We start from the raw sequence: 14028 nt of genomic DNA on the forward strand, positions 1-14028 counted from the left end.
GGCCCCCCGGCCCCCCCCGGGGCCCCCCCCCCCCGGGCCCCCCCCCCGCGGGGGCGGGGGGGGCGGGGGCGCCCCCCCCCCGCCCCGGGGGGCCCCCCCCCCCCCCACGTCACCGCCCGCGCCGACGCGCTGCTCGACCGCATCGCCACCGGCCCCGCCGGGGACGTGCTGCTCGCCGGGCACGGGCACTTCAGCCGGGCGCTGATCGCCCGCTGGCTCGGCCTGCCCGTCACCGAAGGCGTCCGGTTCGCCCTCGACCCCGCCGGGATCACCGTGCTCGGGCACGAGCGCGGCGTCCCCCAGCTCGAACGCTCCAACGTGCCCGCTCCGATCCGATAGCGAGGGAACAGCGATGTCGCAGCACGTCATCCGCCGGGTGGCCGAGTCCGACGTCCCCGCGGTGGTGCGGCTGGTGCACGCGCTGGCCGAGTACGAGAAGGCCGCCGAAGAGTGCCACCTCACCGAATCCGACCTGCACCGCGCGCTGTTCGGCGCGGACCCGGCGCTGTTCGGGCACGTCGCCGAGGTCGACGGCGAGGTCGCGGGCTTCGCCCTGTGGTTCCTGAACTTCTCCACCTGGGAGGGCCGCCACGGCATCTACCTGGAGGACCTGTTCGTGCTGCCCGAGCGGCGCGGTTCCGGGCTCGGCAAGGCGCTGCTGCGCACGCTCGCGCAGGAGTGCGTCGCGCGCGGCTACGCGCGGCTGGAGTGGTGGGTGCTGGACTGGAACACCCCGGCGATCGAGTTCTACGAGTCCGTCGGGGCCCGCGGCATGGATGAGTGGACGGTGCACCGGCTCACCGGGGACGCGCTGCGCGAGTTCGGCGCCTGACCCCGCCTCTCCCGGCGGCCGGGACGCAGAGCCCCACCGGACGGGTGATCAACACCCCCGAGGCGTTCAGCGCCGCCGTGGGCCGCGCGGAACGCCTCGCGCAGAAGATCCGTCCGGCGACGGCGCGCCCGCCGCGCTCCGGCGGGCTCAGCGTCCGGAGCGCGGCGACCGGCACGCCCGGCCGGGGCCGATCAGCCCTCGCCGGACCCGCCGCCGTTGAGCGGCCGCCCGTACAGCGACCACACCCGGCCCTGCTTGTTGAACATCAGCCACAGCACCGCCACCGCGGGCACCGCGAGCGCGAACCCGACCAGCGGCTGCTTCGACGGCCCGATCGCGTACCAGGCGATCCCCAGCAGGATCAGCTGCAGCAGCAGCGCGGGCGTGCGCGCCCAGTGCCTGCCCTGCCACATGCCGACGCCCGCGGCGAGCACGGCCAGCGAGATGATGCCGAAGTACCCGGCCTCGGCGAACGTGTCGGTGCGGTCCAGCGTGTTCACCCCGCCCAGGTCGGGGGCGCCGGTGCGCACCAGCAGCGCGACGACGAAGGCGAGGCCCGCCACCGCTTCGGCGATGGTGAGGACGGCGGCGATGCGCACGGTGCGCGGAGGAGCGGAGGGCGGCACGGCGGCATCGCCTTTCGGACTCGACGGAGTGCGGTGCAGGTCACACTCGACCCGTGGAGGCCGGCCATCGGCCCCTACCACCGATCGTGACTCTGCGTGTGCACTGCCCAGGGTAATACCGCCCGAACGCCGCATGGCTCGGGCCGGGTGCGGGCGCGAAGATCGTGTCATGGCAGCAGCGGAGGTCGTGGGCAACGGGGTGTCCCACCGATCATCGCCGCGACCTGCCCGTTCCGGTGAGCGGCGCGGGGGGGGGGGGGGGGGGGGGGGGGGGGGGCCGGGGCCGCCGCCCGAGCGGGCCCGCCGCCCCCCCCCCGGCCGGCCCCCCCCGGCCCCCCGCGGCGCGCGCCCCCCCCCCCCCGGCGGGCCCGGGGGGGGGGGGGGGGGGCCGCGGGGGGGGCCCCCCCCCCGCCCCCCGGGCCCCCGGGGGCGACGACCGCGCCCGTGCGGGCGCACCGCGAAGCGGAGCCGGCGCGACGCGCGCGGCCCGCGCGGTGTCTCAGCCCGCCGCCGGTCGGGTCGACCGGGACCGCAGCGTCCCGCACCGTCCCACGTCGCCGACCAGGGGAGGAACGCGGACTCGACCGACCAGGACCTGACCGTCCGGCCGCACCCCGCGAAGCCGCGGGAACGCCTCGCCTAGGCTGCAGGTCGTGCGCGCCGTGCTCGTCGTCAACCCGCAGGCGACCTCGACCACCGCCGCCGGGCGGGACGTGGTGGCCCACGCCTTGGCCGACGTGGTGAAGCTGGAGGTCGCGCAGACCCGGTACCGGGGTCACGCCGCCGAGGTCGCCCGCGCGGCGGTCGCGGAAGGCGTGGACCTGGTCATCGCGCACGGCGGTGACGGCACGGTCAACGAGGTCGTCAACGGGATGCTCGCCGATCCGGTCCCGGAGCGCGGGTTGCCCACCCTCGGCGTCGTGCCGGGCGGTTCGGCGAACGTGTTCGCGCGGGCCCTGGGCCTGCCGAAGGACCCGATCGAGGCGACGTACCGGTTGTTGCAGGCCATCGCCACCGACAGCAGCAGGCTGGTCGGGCTCGGCAAGGCCAACGACCGCTGGTTCACCTTCAACGCGGGCGTCGGCTGGGACGCCGATGTGGTCGCCGAGGTCGACCAGATCCGCGGCCGCGGCCGCGATGTCACCCCCGCGCTCTACGCGCGCACCGCGCTGAGCTGCTACTTCCGCATGTCGCGCCGCGAACCGATGATCACCGTGCAGGTGGGCGACGAGGAGCCGGTCACCGGGCTGCACACCGCGTTCGTGGCCAACACCGACCCCTGGACGTACCTGGGCTCACGTCCGATGCGGATGAACCCGGACACCACGTTCGACACCGGGCTGGGCGTGTTCGCGCTGCGCGACATGAACGCTTACGTTGTGTTGCGCTACATCGCGCAGATGCTCCGCGGTAGTGCGAAACCACACGGAAGAAACGCGCTTCGGCGTGCCGATGTCGGCCACATCCACGTAGCCTGTCAGGAGCCGTTGCGTCTGCAGGTGGACGGCGACAACCTCGGCGAGCGTTCGGTCATCGAGTTCGTGTCCGTGCCGGACGCCCTGCGGGTCGCTGTATAACCTTCTCGCAACGGAGCCCGATCGCTGATCGACGGCCCCGCCCCTGACCAGCGATCATTCAGAACCCCTGGTCACGAGACGTCGATCTTTCAGGTGAGTTGGCTCACGGCACGAGATCGAACTCTTGACATCACGGCAGTTCGTGAAAGCATTCACAAGCACACGGACTCCGTGAAAGCATTCACAAACACCCCGAACGAACTACCGGCGCGCCATGTGCGCGCCTAGCGAGGAGCAAGGAATCATGGACTGGCGCCACGATGCGGTTTGCCGTGACGAGGACCCGGAGCTGTTCTTCCCCGTTGGGAACAGCGGTCCTGCGCTGCTGCAGATCGCCGAGGCGAAAGCCGTGTGCCGGCGTTGTCCCGTTGCCTCCGAGTGCCTGGCGTGGGCACTGGAGAGCGGCCAGGACGCCGGCGTCTGGGGCGGCATGAGCGAGGACGAGCGGCGTGCCCTGAAGCGTCGCAGCTCGCGGACTCGGGCGGCTCGTACCAACGCCTGAGCAGCGGACCTGCTCGCGGCGTGGGGGGGGGGGGGGGGCGGGGCGCCCCCCCCCCCCCCCCCCCCCGCGCAAACCCCCCGGGCGACCCGACACGGCGGTCGCGAAAGAACAGCACATCCCCGATGAGAACCGGGGTCGATCAGCGTCGATGCCGGTCAGCGGCCACCCCCAAGGCGAACTGACCGAGCGGACCGACCCCAGGTGAGCCACCCCGCAATCGGGCTCACCGACCCCCATCGACGCGCTTGCGGCGTCAGGCGCTCAGCGGCGGTACTTCAACGGAACGCGCAACACGGCTTCCGTACCCCGCTGCCGGCCCCGACCGCGCAAGCTCAACGAACCCCGCAGCTCAGACTCGACGAGGGTTCGCACGATCTGCAGGCCGAGACGTTCGGCGCGCTCCAGGGAGAATCCCTTCGGCAGGCCCTGACCGTCATCCGAGATGACGACGTCGAGCCAGCGCGCCGAACGCTCCGCCTGCACCACGACCTCCCCGCCGGTGCCTTCCGGGAACGCGTGCTCGAAGGCGTTCTGCACCAGTTCGGTGAGCACCATCACCAGCGGAGTCGCCAACTCGGCCGACACGACGCCGAACCGGCCCTCCCGGCTCACCTTCACCCCGGTCTCGGCCACCGCGACGTCGCTCATCATCGGAATCACCCGGTCCACGACGTCGTCCAGGTCGACGCGTTCGTCCACCGACATCGACAGCGTCTCGTGCACCAGCGCGATCGAGGTGACCCGCCGGACCGACTCGTCCAGCGCCAGCCTCGCCTCCGAGTTGCCGGTGCGCCGCGACTGCAGCCGCAGCAGCGCCGCCACCGTCTGCAGGTTGTTCTTCACGCGGTGGTGGATCTCGCGGATCGTGGCGTCCTTCGACATCAGCGCCCGGTCCCGCCGCTTGACCTCCGTCACGTCCCGGACCAGCACCAACGCACCCGCGACCTGACCGCGGGGCTGCAGCGGCAACGCGCGGAACAGCACCGTCGCGCCCTTCGCCTCCGCCTCCATGCGCATGCTCGGCTCGCCGGACACCGCACGGCGCACCCGCTGGGCCACCTCGTCGGCGTCGAACGGGTCGGACAGCAACGACCTGGTCAGCGGCGCCAGCTGCACCCCGACGAGATCCGCGGCGTGTCCCATCCGGTGGTAGGCCGACAGCGCGTTCGGACTGGCGAACACGACGGTGCCGGACGCGTCCACCCGGACCAGCCCGTCGCCGACGCGCGGACTGGTGTGCACGTCCGGCGCAGGCTCCGGGGTGGGGAACGTGCCGTCGGCGATCATCTGGCACAGGTCGGCGGCGCTGCCCAGGTAGGAGATCTCCAGCGGGCTCGGCACCCGCGGCACCGCCAGGTTCGTGTCCCGGCTCAGCACCGCGACGATCTCCTGGTCCAACTTCACCGGGATCGTCTCGCGGCGCACCGGCACGCCCAGGTGCCAGCGCGGGTCCTCCTCCCGGCAGATCCGCCCCTCCAGCGCAGCGCGCCGCAGCTGCGGGTGCTCCTCCGGGGTGACCTCGGTGGAGACCACGTCCTCGGGGTGCGCGGTCGGCGCGGTCGTCGGCCGGGCCTGCGCCACGCACAGGAACCGGTCCTCGGTGGCGTCTTCCGGGCCGACCGGGACCCACAGCAGGAAATCGGCGAACGACAGGTCCGACAACAGCTGCCACTCCGCGACGACCAGCTGGAGGTGGTCGGCGGCGGCCCCGGACAACCCGGTGTGCTCGGCCAGCAGGTCACTCAGCGTCGACAAGGCGCTCCTTCGGTCCGGACTCGGCGACCGGCGTCGAGGTCGCCCTCCCGCACGGCACCGCCCCGGCGGTCGAGACCACCGGCTCCGCGCGAACCCTTCGCTCCACGAGTTCGCTCCGCGACGGCCCGGACGCGGGTTTCGTCAAGGAAACCACGTGCCGGGCCACCCAACGGGCCCGGGTGGCGCACGTGCGAGACTGGACAGCCAGAACTCCGCAAGGAACCAATCCCCGCCCACGGCCTGCCCGGCCGGAGCGCGGGACGACGCGAGGGAGGGGTCATGGGAAAGCGTTCCCGCAAGAAGAAGGACCGGCGCAAGAACAAGGCCAACCACGGCAAGCGCCCCAACGGCAGCTGACGTGACGGTGCGCTCCGCGCGCCGCACGCACGCGAGAGCCCCGGACCGATGTGGTCCGGGGCTCTTCTTCGTCTCGCGGCGCGGCCGGTACTAGTCGGCCGAAGAGGTCCGCTTCTTGGCCCGCACCTCGACCGAGGTGCCGTCCGGCCCGCGCTCGACCGTCACGTCCGCCTGCCGAAGCACCGTCTCGCGGATCGAGCTGCGCAACCGTTCCCGCAGGTCCGAAGGGGCGTGCTCGCCGCCGCACTTGCGGTGCAGCAGCTCCTTGAGGTGCTCCTCCAAGCCGTAGTGCTCCAGGCAGCTCCCGCACTCGTCGAGATGCTCCTGCAGCGCCTCGCGCCGGTCCTGGTTGCACTCGTTGTCCAGGAACAGCCACACCTCGGCGAGCACGTCCTCGCAGGACGCCTCGTCATGTTCGCACGTCACGAGGTGCTCACCTCCTGCTTTTTCTCCCTGAGGAAACCACGGTCGCGCGCCACGTCGGTGAGCATGTCGCGCAGCTGCCTGCGGCCGCGGTGCAGCCGCGACATCACCGTGCCGATGGGCGTCCCCATGATCTCGGCGATCTCCTTGTAGGCGAAGCCTTCCACATCGGCCAAGTAGACGACCATGCGGAACTCCTCCGCCAACTGCTGCAGCGCGTTCTTCACGTCGGAGTCCGGCAGCCGGTCCAGCGCCTCCACCTCGGCCGAGCGCAGCCCGGTGGAGGTGTGGTTCTCGGCCTGGGCGAGCTGCCAGTCGGCGATCTCGTCGGTCGGCTGCTGCTGCGGCTGCCGCTGCCGCTTGCGGTAGCCGTTGATGTAGGTGTTGGTGAGGATGCGGTACAGCCACGCCTTCAGGTTCGTGCCCTGCTTGAACGACTTGAACGCCGAGTAGGCCTTCAAGTACGTCTCCTGCACGAGGTCCTCGGCGTCCGGCGCGTTGCGCGTCATCCGCAGCGCCGCGCCGTAGAGCTGGTCGAGCAGCGGCATCGCGTCCCGCTCGAAGCGGGCCACGCGCTGCTGGTCGGTCTCCTCGACCTGCTCCGGCTCGGCCGCCGCGGCATCGCCGCCGGCGGTCCCCGCCGTGCCGGGTTGCTCCGGGGTGTTGACCACCGGGATCCTTTCCCGCCGCCAGGAAGAGGTGGCTGCTGGCGACGAACCCATGCCGTCCTGCGCATGGACCCACTTCGAGGATACCCGCCCGATGCCCCGCTCACCTGCATCAGAGCGCTCGGGCAGGTCCCGCTGCCGTTCGAGTAAGCACGTGTTCGTCAACTCCGTCACGGCCGGTCCAACGCGGTGCGGCCGGTGGGTATTCCTGCTCCTAGGGTCAGGGCATGGCAGGCAGGGGAACACCGGCGACCGCGCTGCTGGACCGGCAGCGGGTCGCGCACCGGGTGCACGCGTACGAGCACGACCCGCGGGCGGAGTCCTTCGGCGAGGAAGCGGCCGATGCGCTGGGACAACCGCCGGAGCGGGTGTTCAAGACGCTGGTCGCCGAGGTCGACGGGGCGCTGGTGGTGGGGGTGGTGCCGGTGACCGGGCAGCTCGACCTCAAGGCGCTGGCCGCGGCGCGCGGCGGCAAGAAGGCGAAGCTCGCCGACATGGCAGCCGCCGAGCGCGCCACCGGTTACGTGGCGGGCGGCATCTCGCCGCTGGGGCAGAAGAAGCGGCTGCCGGTGGTCGTCGACTCCTCGGCCGAGGCGTTCGACACGATCTTCTGCAGCGCGGGCCGCCGCGGCCTGGAGATCGAGCTCGCCGCCGCCGACCTGGTCCGGTTGCTGGACGCGCAGGTCGCCGACATCGCCGGGGCCTGATCAGTCGAGCGGCCGCAGGACCCGGGTGAGCCACTCCTCGACCCCGCGGAACACGGCGTCGACGTCGGCCTTCAACGAGTGGTCCCCGGCGACGAGCACCACTTCGCGCCGGTGCGCCGGTTCGGGCCTGCCGAACGCGTCCCGTTCCCCCTGCACCACCAGCACCGGGGGGTCGACGGCGTTGAGCTCGCCGAGCCGCGACTTCTCCGGCTTGCCCGGCGGGTGCAGCGGGAACGCCAGGCACAGCACCGCGGACGCGGTACCCGCCTCGGCGGTGCGGCACGCCACCCGCGCCCCGGAGGAACGACCGCCGAACAGCAGCGGCAGGTCCGCGAACCAGCGCTCGCCGAGGTCTTCGGCGACGGCCAGCCACGCGGCGTCGAGCTGCTTGGCGGGCGCGGGTGCCTTCCGGCCCGCGACGCGGTAGGGCTGTTCGACCAGCGCCACGTGCACGCCGGCGCCGGTGGCGGCGCGAGTCGCGGCCACCAGGTCGGGCGCCGCGATGCCGCCGCCCGCACCGTGCCCGAGCAGCAGCGCCGCCCGGCCCTCCTCGGCGCAGTGCAGCTCGGCCGCGGCCGGGCCGTGCGGGGTGTCGATCTGCACGCGGGTCATTCGAACAGCGCCCCCTGCTCGGCGGGTGCGGGCACCGGCTCCGCCGGGTCCAGCAGGCCCGGGTGGTTGTTGCGCATGTTGTTCACCTCGGTGGACACCGTGGTCAGGTCCAGCTCCGCGAGCAACCGCGGATCCGGGTCGAGCAGCGGGCGCGGATCGTCGCGCTCCGGGTCGAGCCAGTCGGCCCACTTGTCCGCGGGCAGCACCAGCGGCATCCGGTGGTGCACGCCCGCGAGCTCGCCGACCGCGTCGGTGGTGACGACGGCGCAGGTCACCAAGGGTGCGGAGGTGTTCTCCGGCGACCACCACGCGGAGAACACGGCGGCCATCGCGAGGCTGGCCCCGCCGCGGTGCGCGCACAGGTACGGCTGCCTGCGCTTGTCGCCGGGCCGCCACTCGTACCAGCCGGTCGCGGGCATCAGGCAGCGGCGGCGGGCCGCGGACTCGGCGTACGCGGGCTTGGTGGTGATCGTCTCAGCCCGCGCGTTGATCATCGGCGGTCCGCTGGTGGCGTCCTTCGCCCAGGTCGGCACGAGCCCCCAGCGCACCGGCCGCACGCTGCGCTCGGTGCCGCGGCGCACCACGATCGGCACCGTCTTGGTCGGCGTCACGTTGTAGTCCGGGCCGAGCAGCCCCTCCGAGCGGTCCACCGCGTCGAACTCGGCGGCCAGCGCCGCCGGGTCGCGCCGCACCGCGTAGCGACCGCACATCAGCACTCACCCCGCGTCCCGAGCATGATCCAACGCTACCGCCGGGTCCGGGTCGTCCTGCGGGGCGATGAGCTCGGCGCCGTTGTGCCGCACGTCGTTCACCGCCGAGGACACCGGCCGCAGCTCCAGCGCGGCCACCAGGTCCGGCGAGGGTTCGAGCAGGCCGGACGCGTCGTGGCGCTCGGGGTCGAGCCAGTCCTCCCACCGGTCCGCGGGCAACACCAGCGGCATCCGGTCGTGCACCTCGGCGAGCGCCCCGACGGCCGCGGTGGTCAGCACCGAACAGGTCACCAGCGGCGGTGCGTCCTCCGCCGCGGCCGGGTCGTGCCAGGTCTCCCACAGCCCGGCCAGCGCCAGGCTCGCCCCGTCCGGCGAGGTCATGAAGTAGGGCTGCTTGCGGTCGCCGTCGCGCTTCCACTCGTACCAGCCGTCGGCGGGCAGCAGGCACCGGCGGTACTTCGCCGCGGCGCGGAACGCGGGCTTCGACACGACCGTCTCCGCCTTCGCGTTGATCATGCGGTTGCCGATCTTCGGGTCCTTCGCCCACTTCGGCACCAGGCCCCAGCGCATCGTCCGCAGCCTGCGCGCCGGTCCGCCGTCGCGGTGCCGCGCCACCACGGCGGGCACCTGCTTGGTGGGGGCCACGTTGTAGTCGGCTCCCCCGGCACCACCGCCGGTCCGGTCGTCGGCGGCGAACTCCGCGGCCAGCGCCGCCGGATCCTTCGTGGAGGCGTACCTGCCGCACATCTCCTGGTCACCTCCGCCGTCGCCGCCAGGAGCGGGATCGCGCCGCCCCCGAGCCCATCGTCGCAGCACCCACCGACGACGTCGAACTCCTCCGGCCCGGCCCCGGCCGGTTGAGCAGGGACGAATGCGGGATCATGGGGGCATGACGCAGCTCTGGCCCGCCCCGGTCGCCGCAGGCCCGGTCCGCGCGACGGTCCCCGTCCCCGGCTCCAAGTCGATCACCAACCGCGCATTGGTGCTCGCCGCGCTCGCCGACGGGCCGTCCACGCTGCGCGGGCCGCTGCGCAGCAGGGACACCGAGCTGATGGCGGCGGCGCTGCGCTCCCTCGGCACCGCGGTGCGGGACGGCGCCGACGGCGCCTGGCTGGTCGAACCGGGCGAGCTGCGCGCGCCCGCGAGCGTCGACTGCGGCCTCGCCGGGACCGTGATGCGCTTCCTGCCGCCGCTGGCCGCGCTCGCCGAAGGACCGGTGTCCTTCGACGGCGACCCGCACGCGCGGAAGCGGCCGCTGGACACGGTGCTCGACGCGCTGCGCGAGCTCGGCGCCGACATCACCGGCGACTCGCTGCCGTTCGAACTGCGCGGCACCGGGTCGCTGCCCGGCGGGCAGGTCACCATCGACGCCTCCGCGTCCTCCCAGTTCGTCTCCGGGCTGCTGCTGTCCGCCCCGCGGTTCGAGCAGGGCGTGACCGTGGTGCACGACGGGCCGCCGGTGCCGTCGCTGCCGCACATCGACATGACCGTCGCGATGCTGCGGGAGGCGGGCGTGGGCGTCGACGACCAGCGGCCGAACACCTGGCAGGTCTCCCCCGGGCCGATCCGGGCGCTGGACCTCGACGTCGAACCGGACCTGTCCAATGCGACCCCGTTCCTGGCGGCCGCGGCCGCCACCGCCGGGGAGGTCACCGTGCCGGGCTGGCCGTCGGCCACGACGCAGGCGGGCGACGCGTTCCGGGACATCCTCACCGCGATGGGCGCCGAGGTCGCGCTGCACGCCGGCGGGCTCACCGCCACCGGCCCGGAACGGCTGCTGCCGGTCGACGTCGACCTGCACGAGGTCGGCGAGCTCGCCCCGACCGTCGCCGCGCTCGCCGCGCTCGCCGAGGGGCCCTCGCGGCTGCACGGCATCGCGCACCTGCGCGGGCACGAGACCGACCGGCTCGCCGCGCTGGAACGGGAGATCACCGGCCTCGGCGGGGACGTCGAGCAGACCGCCGACGGACTGCTGATCCGGCCCCGGCCGCTGCGCGGCGGCACCTGGCACACCTACGCCGACCACCGGATGGCCACCGCGGGCGCCATCCTCGGCCTGCGGGTCCCCGGCGTCGAAGTGGAGGACGTCGCGACCACCCGCAAGACCATCCCCGACTTCCCCGGGATGTGGACGGCGATGCTGGAGCCGGTGGCCTGATGGGCCGCCGCGGCTGGCGAGACCTGGACGAATCCGATGTGCGGGTGCGTCCCGGGCGCGGCACCCGACCGCGCAGCAAGCGGCGCCCGGAGCACGCCGACGCCGCCACGGCCATGGTCGTGGCCGTGGACCGGGGCCGGTGGACCTGCGCGCTCGACGGGGACCCGGACCGCCTGGTCACCTCGATGCGCGCCCGCGAACTGGGCCGCACCCCGGTCGTCGTCGGCGACCAGGTGGACCTCGTCGGCGACACGTCCGGTCGCGCCGACACGCTCGCCCGGATCGTGCGGGTCGCCGACCGCAGCAGCGTGCTGCGCCGCACCGCCGACGACACCGACCCGTACGAGCGGATCGTGGTCGCGAACGCGCAGCGGCTCATCATCGTCGCCTCGCTCGCCGACCCGCCGCCGCGCACCGGGCTGATCGACCGCTGCCTCGTCGCCGCCTACGCGGGCGGGCTGACCCCGGTGCTGTGCCTCACCAAGTCCGACCTGGCCACCCCGGACGAGGTGCTGGCGACCTATTCGGCGCTGCCGCTGCCGATCGTCGTCACCAACATGCACGAGCTGCACGAGGACCTGTCCGAGCAGCTCGACGGCCGGGTGTGCGCCCTGGTCGGGCACTCCGGCGTCGGCAAGTCGACGCTGGTGAACACGCTGGTGCCGCACGCCGAACGCGCCACCGGCGAGGTCAGCGGCGTCGGCAAGGGCAGGCACACCTCGACCTCGGCGGTAGCGCTCCCGCTGCCCGCGGGCGGCTGGGTCGTCGACACCCCGGGCATCCGCTCGTTCGGCCTGGCGCACGTCACTGCCGGCGACCTGATCAGCGCCTTCACCGGGTTCGCCGAGGCCGCCGAGGAATGCCCGTCGAACTGCGGGCACCTCGGCGGCGGTGCGGACCCGGAATGCCACCTCGACACCTACGCCGCCGAAGCGGGTGCGGGCCGCACCGAGCAGCTCAGCTCGCTGCGGCGGCTGCTGCGGTCCCGCGCGGGACGCGACGAAGCCTGACCGGCACCCGGCCGGGTGGAAGCGGTCTTCCCGGACGGGCCGCGTCCGCACGGCGGAAATCCTTGCGGCCGAACGGGAATCCCGGGGAAAGCCGCAACGCCGCGGAAACCTCGACGACTCGAACGGCACCTGTGCTCGCCGCACGGCGTTGCTAGCGTCGGACGCGGACGTCGTCCCCCGACGAGGAGCTCGACCATGCCCCGAGTCCGCCACGCCACCCCGCTGACCGCCGTTCTGCTCGGCGCCCTCGCCGAGGTGAGCTGCGCCCCCGCGCCCGCACCGCAGCCCTCCATGCCCGCCGCCGCGCGACCCGACCCGCGCCCGTCCGCCGAACCGCTGCTCGCCGACGTGCTGCACCGCATCGACGAGGAGGGCAGCGTGCGCAGCAGCGTGCGCGGCGACCTCGGCTTCGTCGGCGAACTCGCCGGCGATGGCGCGGTGCGCTACACCGCCGACCGCGCCGACGTGGCCCTGCACGGCACCACCAAGCCGGCCGCCGCCCAGCCACCGCAACCGGTGGAACTCGCCGTGGTCGACGGCGTCGGCTATCTGAAGTCGCCGCTGCTGCAGCCGGAACCGGGCAAGCCGTGGCTGCGGCTCGCCGCCGACGGCACCGACTTCGCCGCGAAGCTGCTCTCCCCCGCCCTCCGCCAGGTGCAGGACGCCGCCGATCCGCGCGCCACGTTCGCCGGGGTCGCCGGCGCCACCAGGATCCAGTCGAGCGCGCCGGAACAGGTCGACGGCACCCCCACCACCCGGTACAGCATCCGGGTGCTCACCGCGCAGGGCGCCGCATCCGCGCCCGACGAGCAGCAGCGGACCCGGCTGCGCAAGGCCGCCGACGCGGGGCGCACCGAGATCGGCTACGAGCTGTGGCTCGACGACCGCGGCCTCCCCGCGCGGTTCGCCGCCACCGAGCAGGTCGCGCAAGCCGGGCAGGTATCGCTGACCTCCACCTACCGCGACTGGGGCGCGCCCGTCGACATCGCGCCGCCACCCGCCGACCAGGTCGGGGCCTTCCCGGACGGCCCGCTGCCCGGAGCGCAACCGCCGCGTTGACGAACTTCCGCGAACAGCCCACAACGGTCGAACCGCGCTGCTAGCTTCCTCTCGCCGATATTGATCAGGGGAAGGAAGTTCCGTGCGCCGCACGAGCATCGCAGTGTGCACCGTCGCGTTGACCGCGACCTTGGGGGGATGTGCCCTCGGTCAGAACCCGGGTGGTGCCGGGGAGACCGGTTCCAGCGACTCCGGGGCCCAGCAGGGCGGGGCTTACAGCGACCTCGCCTCGCTGGTCTCCGGCGCCTCCCAGGTCATGGACGACAGCAAGTCGTACAAGCTGAAGCTGAACGCCACGCTCGGCAGCGCCGGTGGACTCCAGAGCGACTGCGACGTCGACGCCGCCAAGTCCGCGATGAGCTGCACCGGCACCACCGGTGAGATCATCGTCATCGACGGCGAGACGTACATGAACAACCCGCAGCTGAACTCGATGGGCGGGGACCCGGGCAAGCCGTGGGTGCACATCGCCCAGAACAGCCCCGCGGCCGCCGTCGGCGGCGCGCAGTCCACCGCGCTGTCCGAGGCCGCCGACTTCCGCAAGCTGCTGCCGGAAGGCTCCCAGTTCACCGCGGCGGGCTCCGACACCGTCGACGGGACGCAGGCCACCAAGTACGAGGTCGTCACCAACATCAACGACGTCGTCGGCTCCGCCGAGGGCATCCTCAAGCAGAGCTACGAGATGATGCTGAAGGCCGGTGTCACCGAGCTCAAGCAGACCGTGTGGGCCGACGAGGAAGGCCGCCCGCTCAAGGTCGAGCAGGTCACTCCCCCGATGAACATCGCGGGCCAGCAGGTCGGCGAATCGACCACCACCCTCACCTACTCCGACTGGGGGAAGCCGGTCAGCGTCGCGAAGCCGGACGCCTCCCAGATCCGGGAGTTCGAGATGCCGGGTCTGCCGCAAGGCCCGTGAACCGCGACCGGGGGGGGGGGGCGCCCCCCCCCCCCCCCCCCCGCGGGGCCCCGGGGGCCCCCCCCCGCGCCCCCCCCCGGGGGGGGGCGCCGCCCCCCGGGGGGGGCGGCGCCCCC

16 protein-coding genes and 1 pseudogene are annotated in these 14028 nt (G+C 73.5%); 10 read left to right on the plus strand and 7 right to left on the minus strand.

Annotated elements, in window-relative coordinates; genetic code table 11:
- Positions 1 to 99: 99 nt before the first annotated feature.
- Both LCD31_RS21090 and LCD31_RS21095 read left to right on the plus strand, forming a co-directional pair.
- A pseudogene (locus LCD31_RS21090) lies at positions 100 to 339 on the plus strand (histidine phosphatase family protein); the annotation flags it as partial.
- Positions 340 to 352: 13 nt separating this feature from the next.
- Entirely contained in the window at positions 353 to 832 is a 480-nt protein-coding gene (locus LCD31_RS21095; protein WP_224960480.1) for a GNAT family N-acetyltransferase, read from the plus strand.
- Between the two features lie 191 nt (positions 833 to 1023).
- Here LCD31_RS21095 and LCD31_RS21100 read toward each other — a convergent pair whose 3' ends face one another.
- Complete coding sequence (locus LCD31_RS21100; protein ID WP_224960482.1) at positions 1024 to 1458, minus strand: hypothetical protein; 435 nt, start codon at positions 1456 to 1458, stop codon at positions 1024 to 1026.
- Between the two features lie 653 nt (positions 1459 to 2111).
- Between LCD31_RS21100 and LCD31_RS21105 the strand changes: the two genes are divergently transcribed.
- Positions 2112 to 3035 carry a diacylglycerol kinase family protein gene (locus LCD31_RS21105; RefSeq protein ID WP_224960484.1) on the plus strand — a complete coding sequence of 308 codons (924 nt, stop codon included), beginning with the start codon at positions 2112 to 2114 and terminating at the stop codon, positions 3033 to 3035.
- Between the two features lie 244 nt (positions 3036 to 3279).
- A complete protein-coding gene (locus tag LCD31_RS21110) occupies positions 3280 to 3537 on the plus strand; it encodes a WhiB family transcriptional regulator (protein ID WP_200073222.1) in 258 nt (85 codons plus the stop codon).
- A gap of 261 nt (positions 3538 to 3798) precedes the next feature.
- Here LCD31_RS21110 and LCD31_RS21115 read toward each other — a convergent pair whose 3' ends face one another.
- The gene (locus tag LCD31_RS21115; RefSeq protein ID WP_224960486.1) at positions 3799 to 5292 is read right to left on the minus strand and encodes a PAS domain-containing sensor histidine kinase; all 1494 of its coding nucleotides are present in this window, start codon (positions 5290 to 5292) and stop codon (positions 3799 to 3801) included.
- Between the two features lie 279 nt (positions 5293 to 5571).
- Between LCD31_RS21115 and LCD31_RS29810 the strand changes: the two genes are divergently transcribed.
- A complete protein-coding gene (locus LCD31_RS29810) occupies positions 5572 to 5649 on the plus strand; it encodes a 50S ribosomal protein bL37 (protein WP_373690061.1) in 78 nt (25 codons plus the stop codon).
- A gap of 90 nt (positions 5650 to 5739) precedes the next feature.
- Here the strand turns inward: LCD31_RS29810 and rsrA are convergent, their stop codons facing one another.
- Positions 5740 to 6075, minus strand: a complete 336-nt coding sequence (gene rsrA, locus LCD31_RS21120) for a mycothiol system anti-sigma-R factor (protein WP_224960488.1) — start codon at positions 6073 to 6075, stop codon at positions 5740 to 5742.
- Complete coding sequence (locus LCD31_RS21125) at positions 6072 to 6749, minus strand: sigma-70 family RNA polymerase sigma factor (RefSeq protein ID WP_308011229.1); 678 nt, start codon at positions 6747 to 6749, stop codon at positions 6072 to 6074. The genes rsrA and LCD31_RS21125 overlap by 4 nt, the downstream gene beginning before the upstream one ends.
- 218 nt (positions 6750 to 6967) lie before the next feature.
- Here LCD31_RS21125 and ybaK point away from each other — a divergent pair, with 218 nt between their 5' ends.
- Positions 6968 to 7447, plus strand: a complete 480-nt coding sequence (ybaK, locus tag LCD31_RS21130; protein ID WP_224960492.1) for a Cys-tRNA(Pro) deacylase — start codon at positions 6968 to 6970, stop codon at positions 7445 to 7447.
- Here the strand turns inward: ybaK and LCD31_RS21135 are convergent, their stop codons facing one another.
- From LCD31_RS21135 to LCD31_RS21145, 3 genes are read right to left on the minus strand one after another with little or no spacing between them, the layout of a single operon-like run.
- On the minus strand, positions 7448 to 8059 hold the full coding sequence (locus tag LCD31_RS21135) for an alpha/beta family hydrolase (RefSeq protein ID WP_224960494.1): 612 nt from the start codon (positions 8057 to 8059) through the stop codon (positions 7448 to 7450).
- Entirely contained in the window at positions 8056 to 8769 is a 714-nt protein-coding gene (locus tag LCD31_RS21140; RefSeq protein WP_224960496.1) for an SOS response-associated peptidase, read from the minus strand. Before LCD31_RS21140 ends, LCD31_RS21135 begins: the two co-directional genes overlap by 4 nt.
- 6 nt (positions 8770 to 8775) lie before the next feature.
- Positions 8776 to 9516, minus strand: coding sequence for an SOS response-associated peptidase (locus LCD31_RS21145; RefSeq protein ID WP_224960498.1), 741 nt, complete (start codon positions 9514 to 9516; stop codon positions 8776 to 8778).
- A 142-nt stretch (positions 9517 to 9658) separates the two neighbouring features.
- Here LCD31_RS21145 and aroA point away from each other — a divergent pair, with 142 nt between their 5' ends.
- The 4 genes from aroA (at position 9659) to LCD31_RS21165 (ending at position 13912) form a co-directional block, all read left to right on the plus strand.
- The gene (aroA, locus tag LCD31_RS21150; protein ID WP_224960500.1) at positions 9659 to 10927 is read left to right on the plus strand and encodes a 3-phosphoshikimate 1-carboxyvinyltransferase; all 1269 of its coding nucleotides are present in this window, start codon (positions 9659 to 9661) and stop codon (positions 10925 to 10927) included.
- Positions 10927 to 11937: a ribosome small subunit-dependent GTPase A gene (gene rsgA / locus LCD31_RS21155; RefSeq protein ID WP_224960502.1), complete on the plus strand. Its 1011-nt coding sequence runs from the start codon at positions 10927 to 10929 to the stop codon at positions 11935 to 11937. The genes aroA and rsgA overlap by 1 nt, the downstream gene beginning before the upstream one ends.
- A gap of 195 nt (positions 11938 to 12132) precedes the next feature.
- Entirely contained in the window at positions 12133 to 12996 is an 864-nt protein-coding gene (locus tag LCD31_RS21160; protein ID WP_224960503.1) for a hypothetical protein, read from the plus strand.
- Positions 12997 to 13078: 82 nt separating this feature from the next.
- Positions 13079 to 13912 (plus strand): hypothetical protein, encoded by an 834-nt coding sequence (locus LCD31_RS21165; protein WP_224960504.1) that lies wholly within the window; start codon positions 13079 to 13081, stop codon positions 13910 to 13912.
- Positions 13913 to 14028: the final 116 nt, after the last annotated feature.

Source organism: Saccharopolyspora sp. 6M (assembly GCF_020176775.1).
GTDB classification, from domain to species: domain Bacteria; phylum Actinomycetota; class Actinomycetes; order Mycobacteriales; family Pseudonocardiaceae; genus Saccharopolyspora_C; species Saccharopolyspora_C gregorii.

What these genes read in the sequence shown, in the direction of transcription:
- LCD31_RS21095 (WP_224960480.1), top strand. Translation starts at nt 353, where the DNA reads ATGTCGCAGCACGTCATCCGCCGGGTGGCCGAGTCCGACGTCCCCGCG.
- LCD31_RS21110 (WP_200073222.1), top strand. Translation starts at nt 3,280, where the DNA reads ATGGACTGGCGCCACGATGCGGTTTGCCGTGACGAGGACCCGGAGCTG.
- LCD31_RS29810 (WP_373690061.1), top strand. Translation starts at nt 5,572, where the DNA reads ATGGGAAAGCGTTCCCGCAAGAAGAAGGACCGGCGCAAGAACAAGGCC.
- ybaK (WP_224960492.1), top strand. Translation starts at nt 6,968, where the DNA reads ATGGCAGGCAGGGGAACACCGGCGACCGCGCTGCTGGACCGGCAGCGG.
- LCD31_RS21135 (WP_224960494.1), bottom strand. Translation starts at nt 8,059, where the DNA reads ATGACCCGCGTGCAGATCGACACCCCGCACGGCCCGGCCGCGGCCGAG.
- LCD31_RS21140 (WP_224960496.1), bottom strand. Translation starts at nt 8,769, where the DNA reads ATGTGCGGTCGCTACGCGGTGCGGCGCGACCCGGCGGCGCTGGCCGCC.
- LCD31_RS21145 (WP_224960498.1), bottom strand. Translation starts at nt 9,516, where the DNA reads ATGTGCGGCAGGTACGCCTCCACGAAGGATCCGGCGGCGCTGGCCGCG.
- aroA (WP_224960500.1), top strand. Translation starts at nt 9,659, where the DNA reads ATGACGCAGCTCTGGCCCGCCCCGGTCGCCGCAGGCCCGGTCCGCGCG.
- rsgA (WP_224960502.1), top strand. Translation starts at nt 10,927, where the DNA reads ATGGGCCGCCGCGGCTGGCGAGACCTGGACGAATCCGATGTGCGGGTG.
- LCD31_RS21160 (WP_224960503.1), top strand. Translation starts at nt 12,133, where the DNA reads ATGCCCCGAGTCCGCCACGCCACCCCGCTGACCGCCGTTCTGCTCGGC.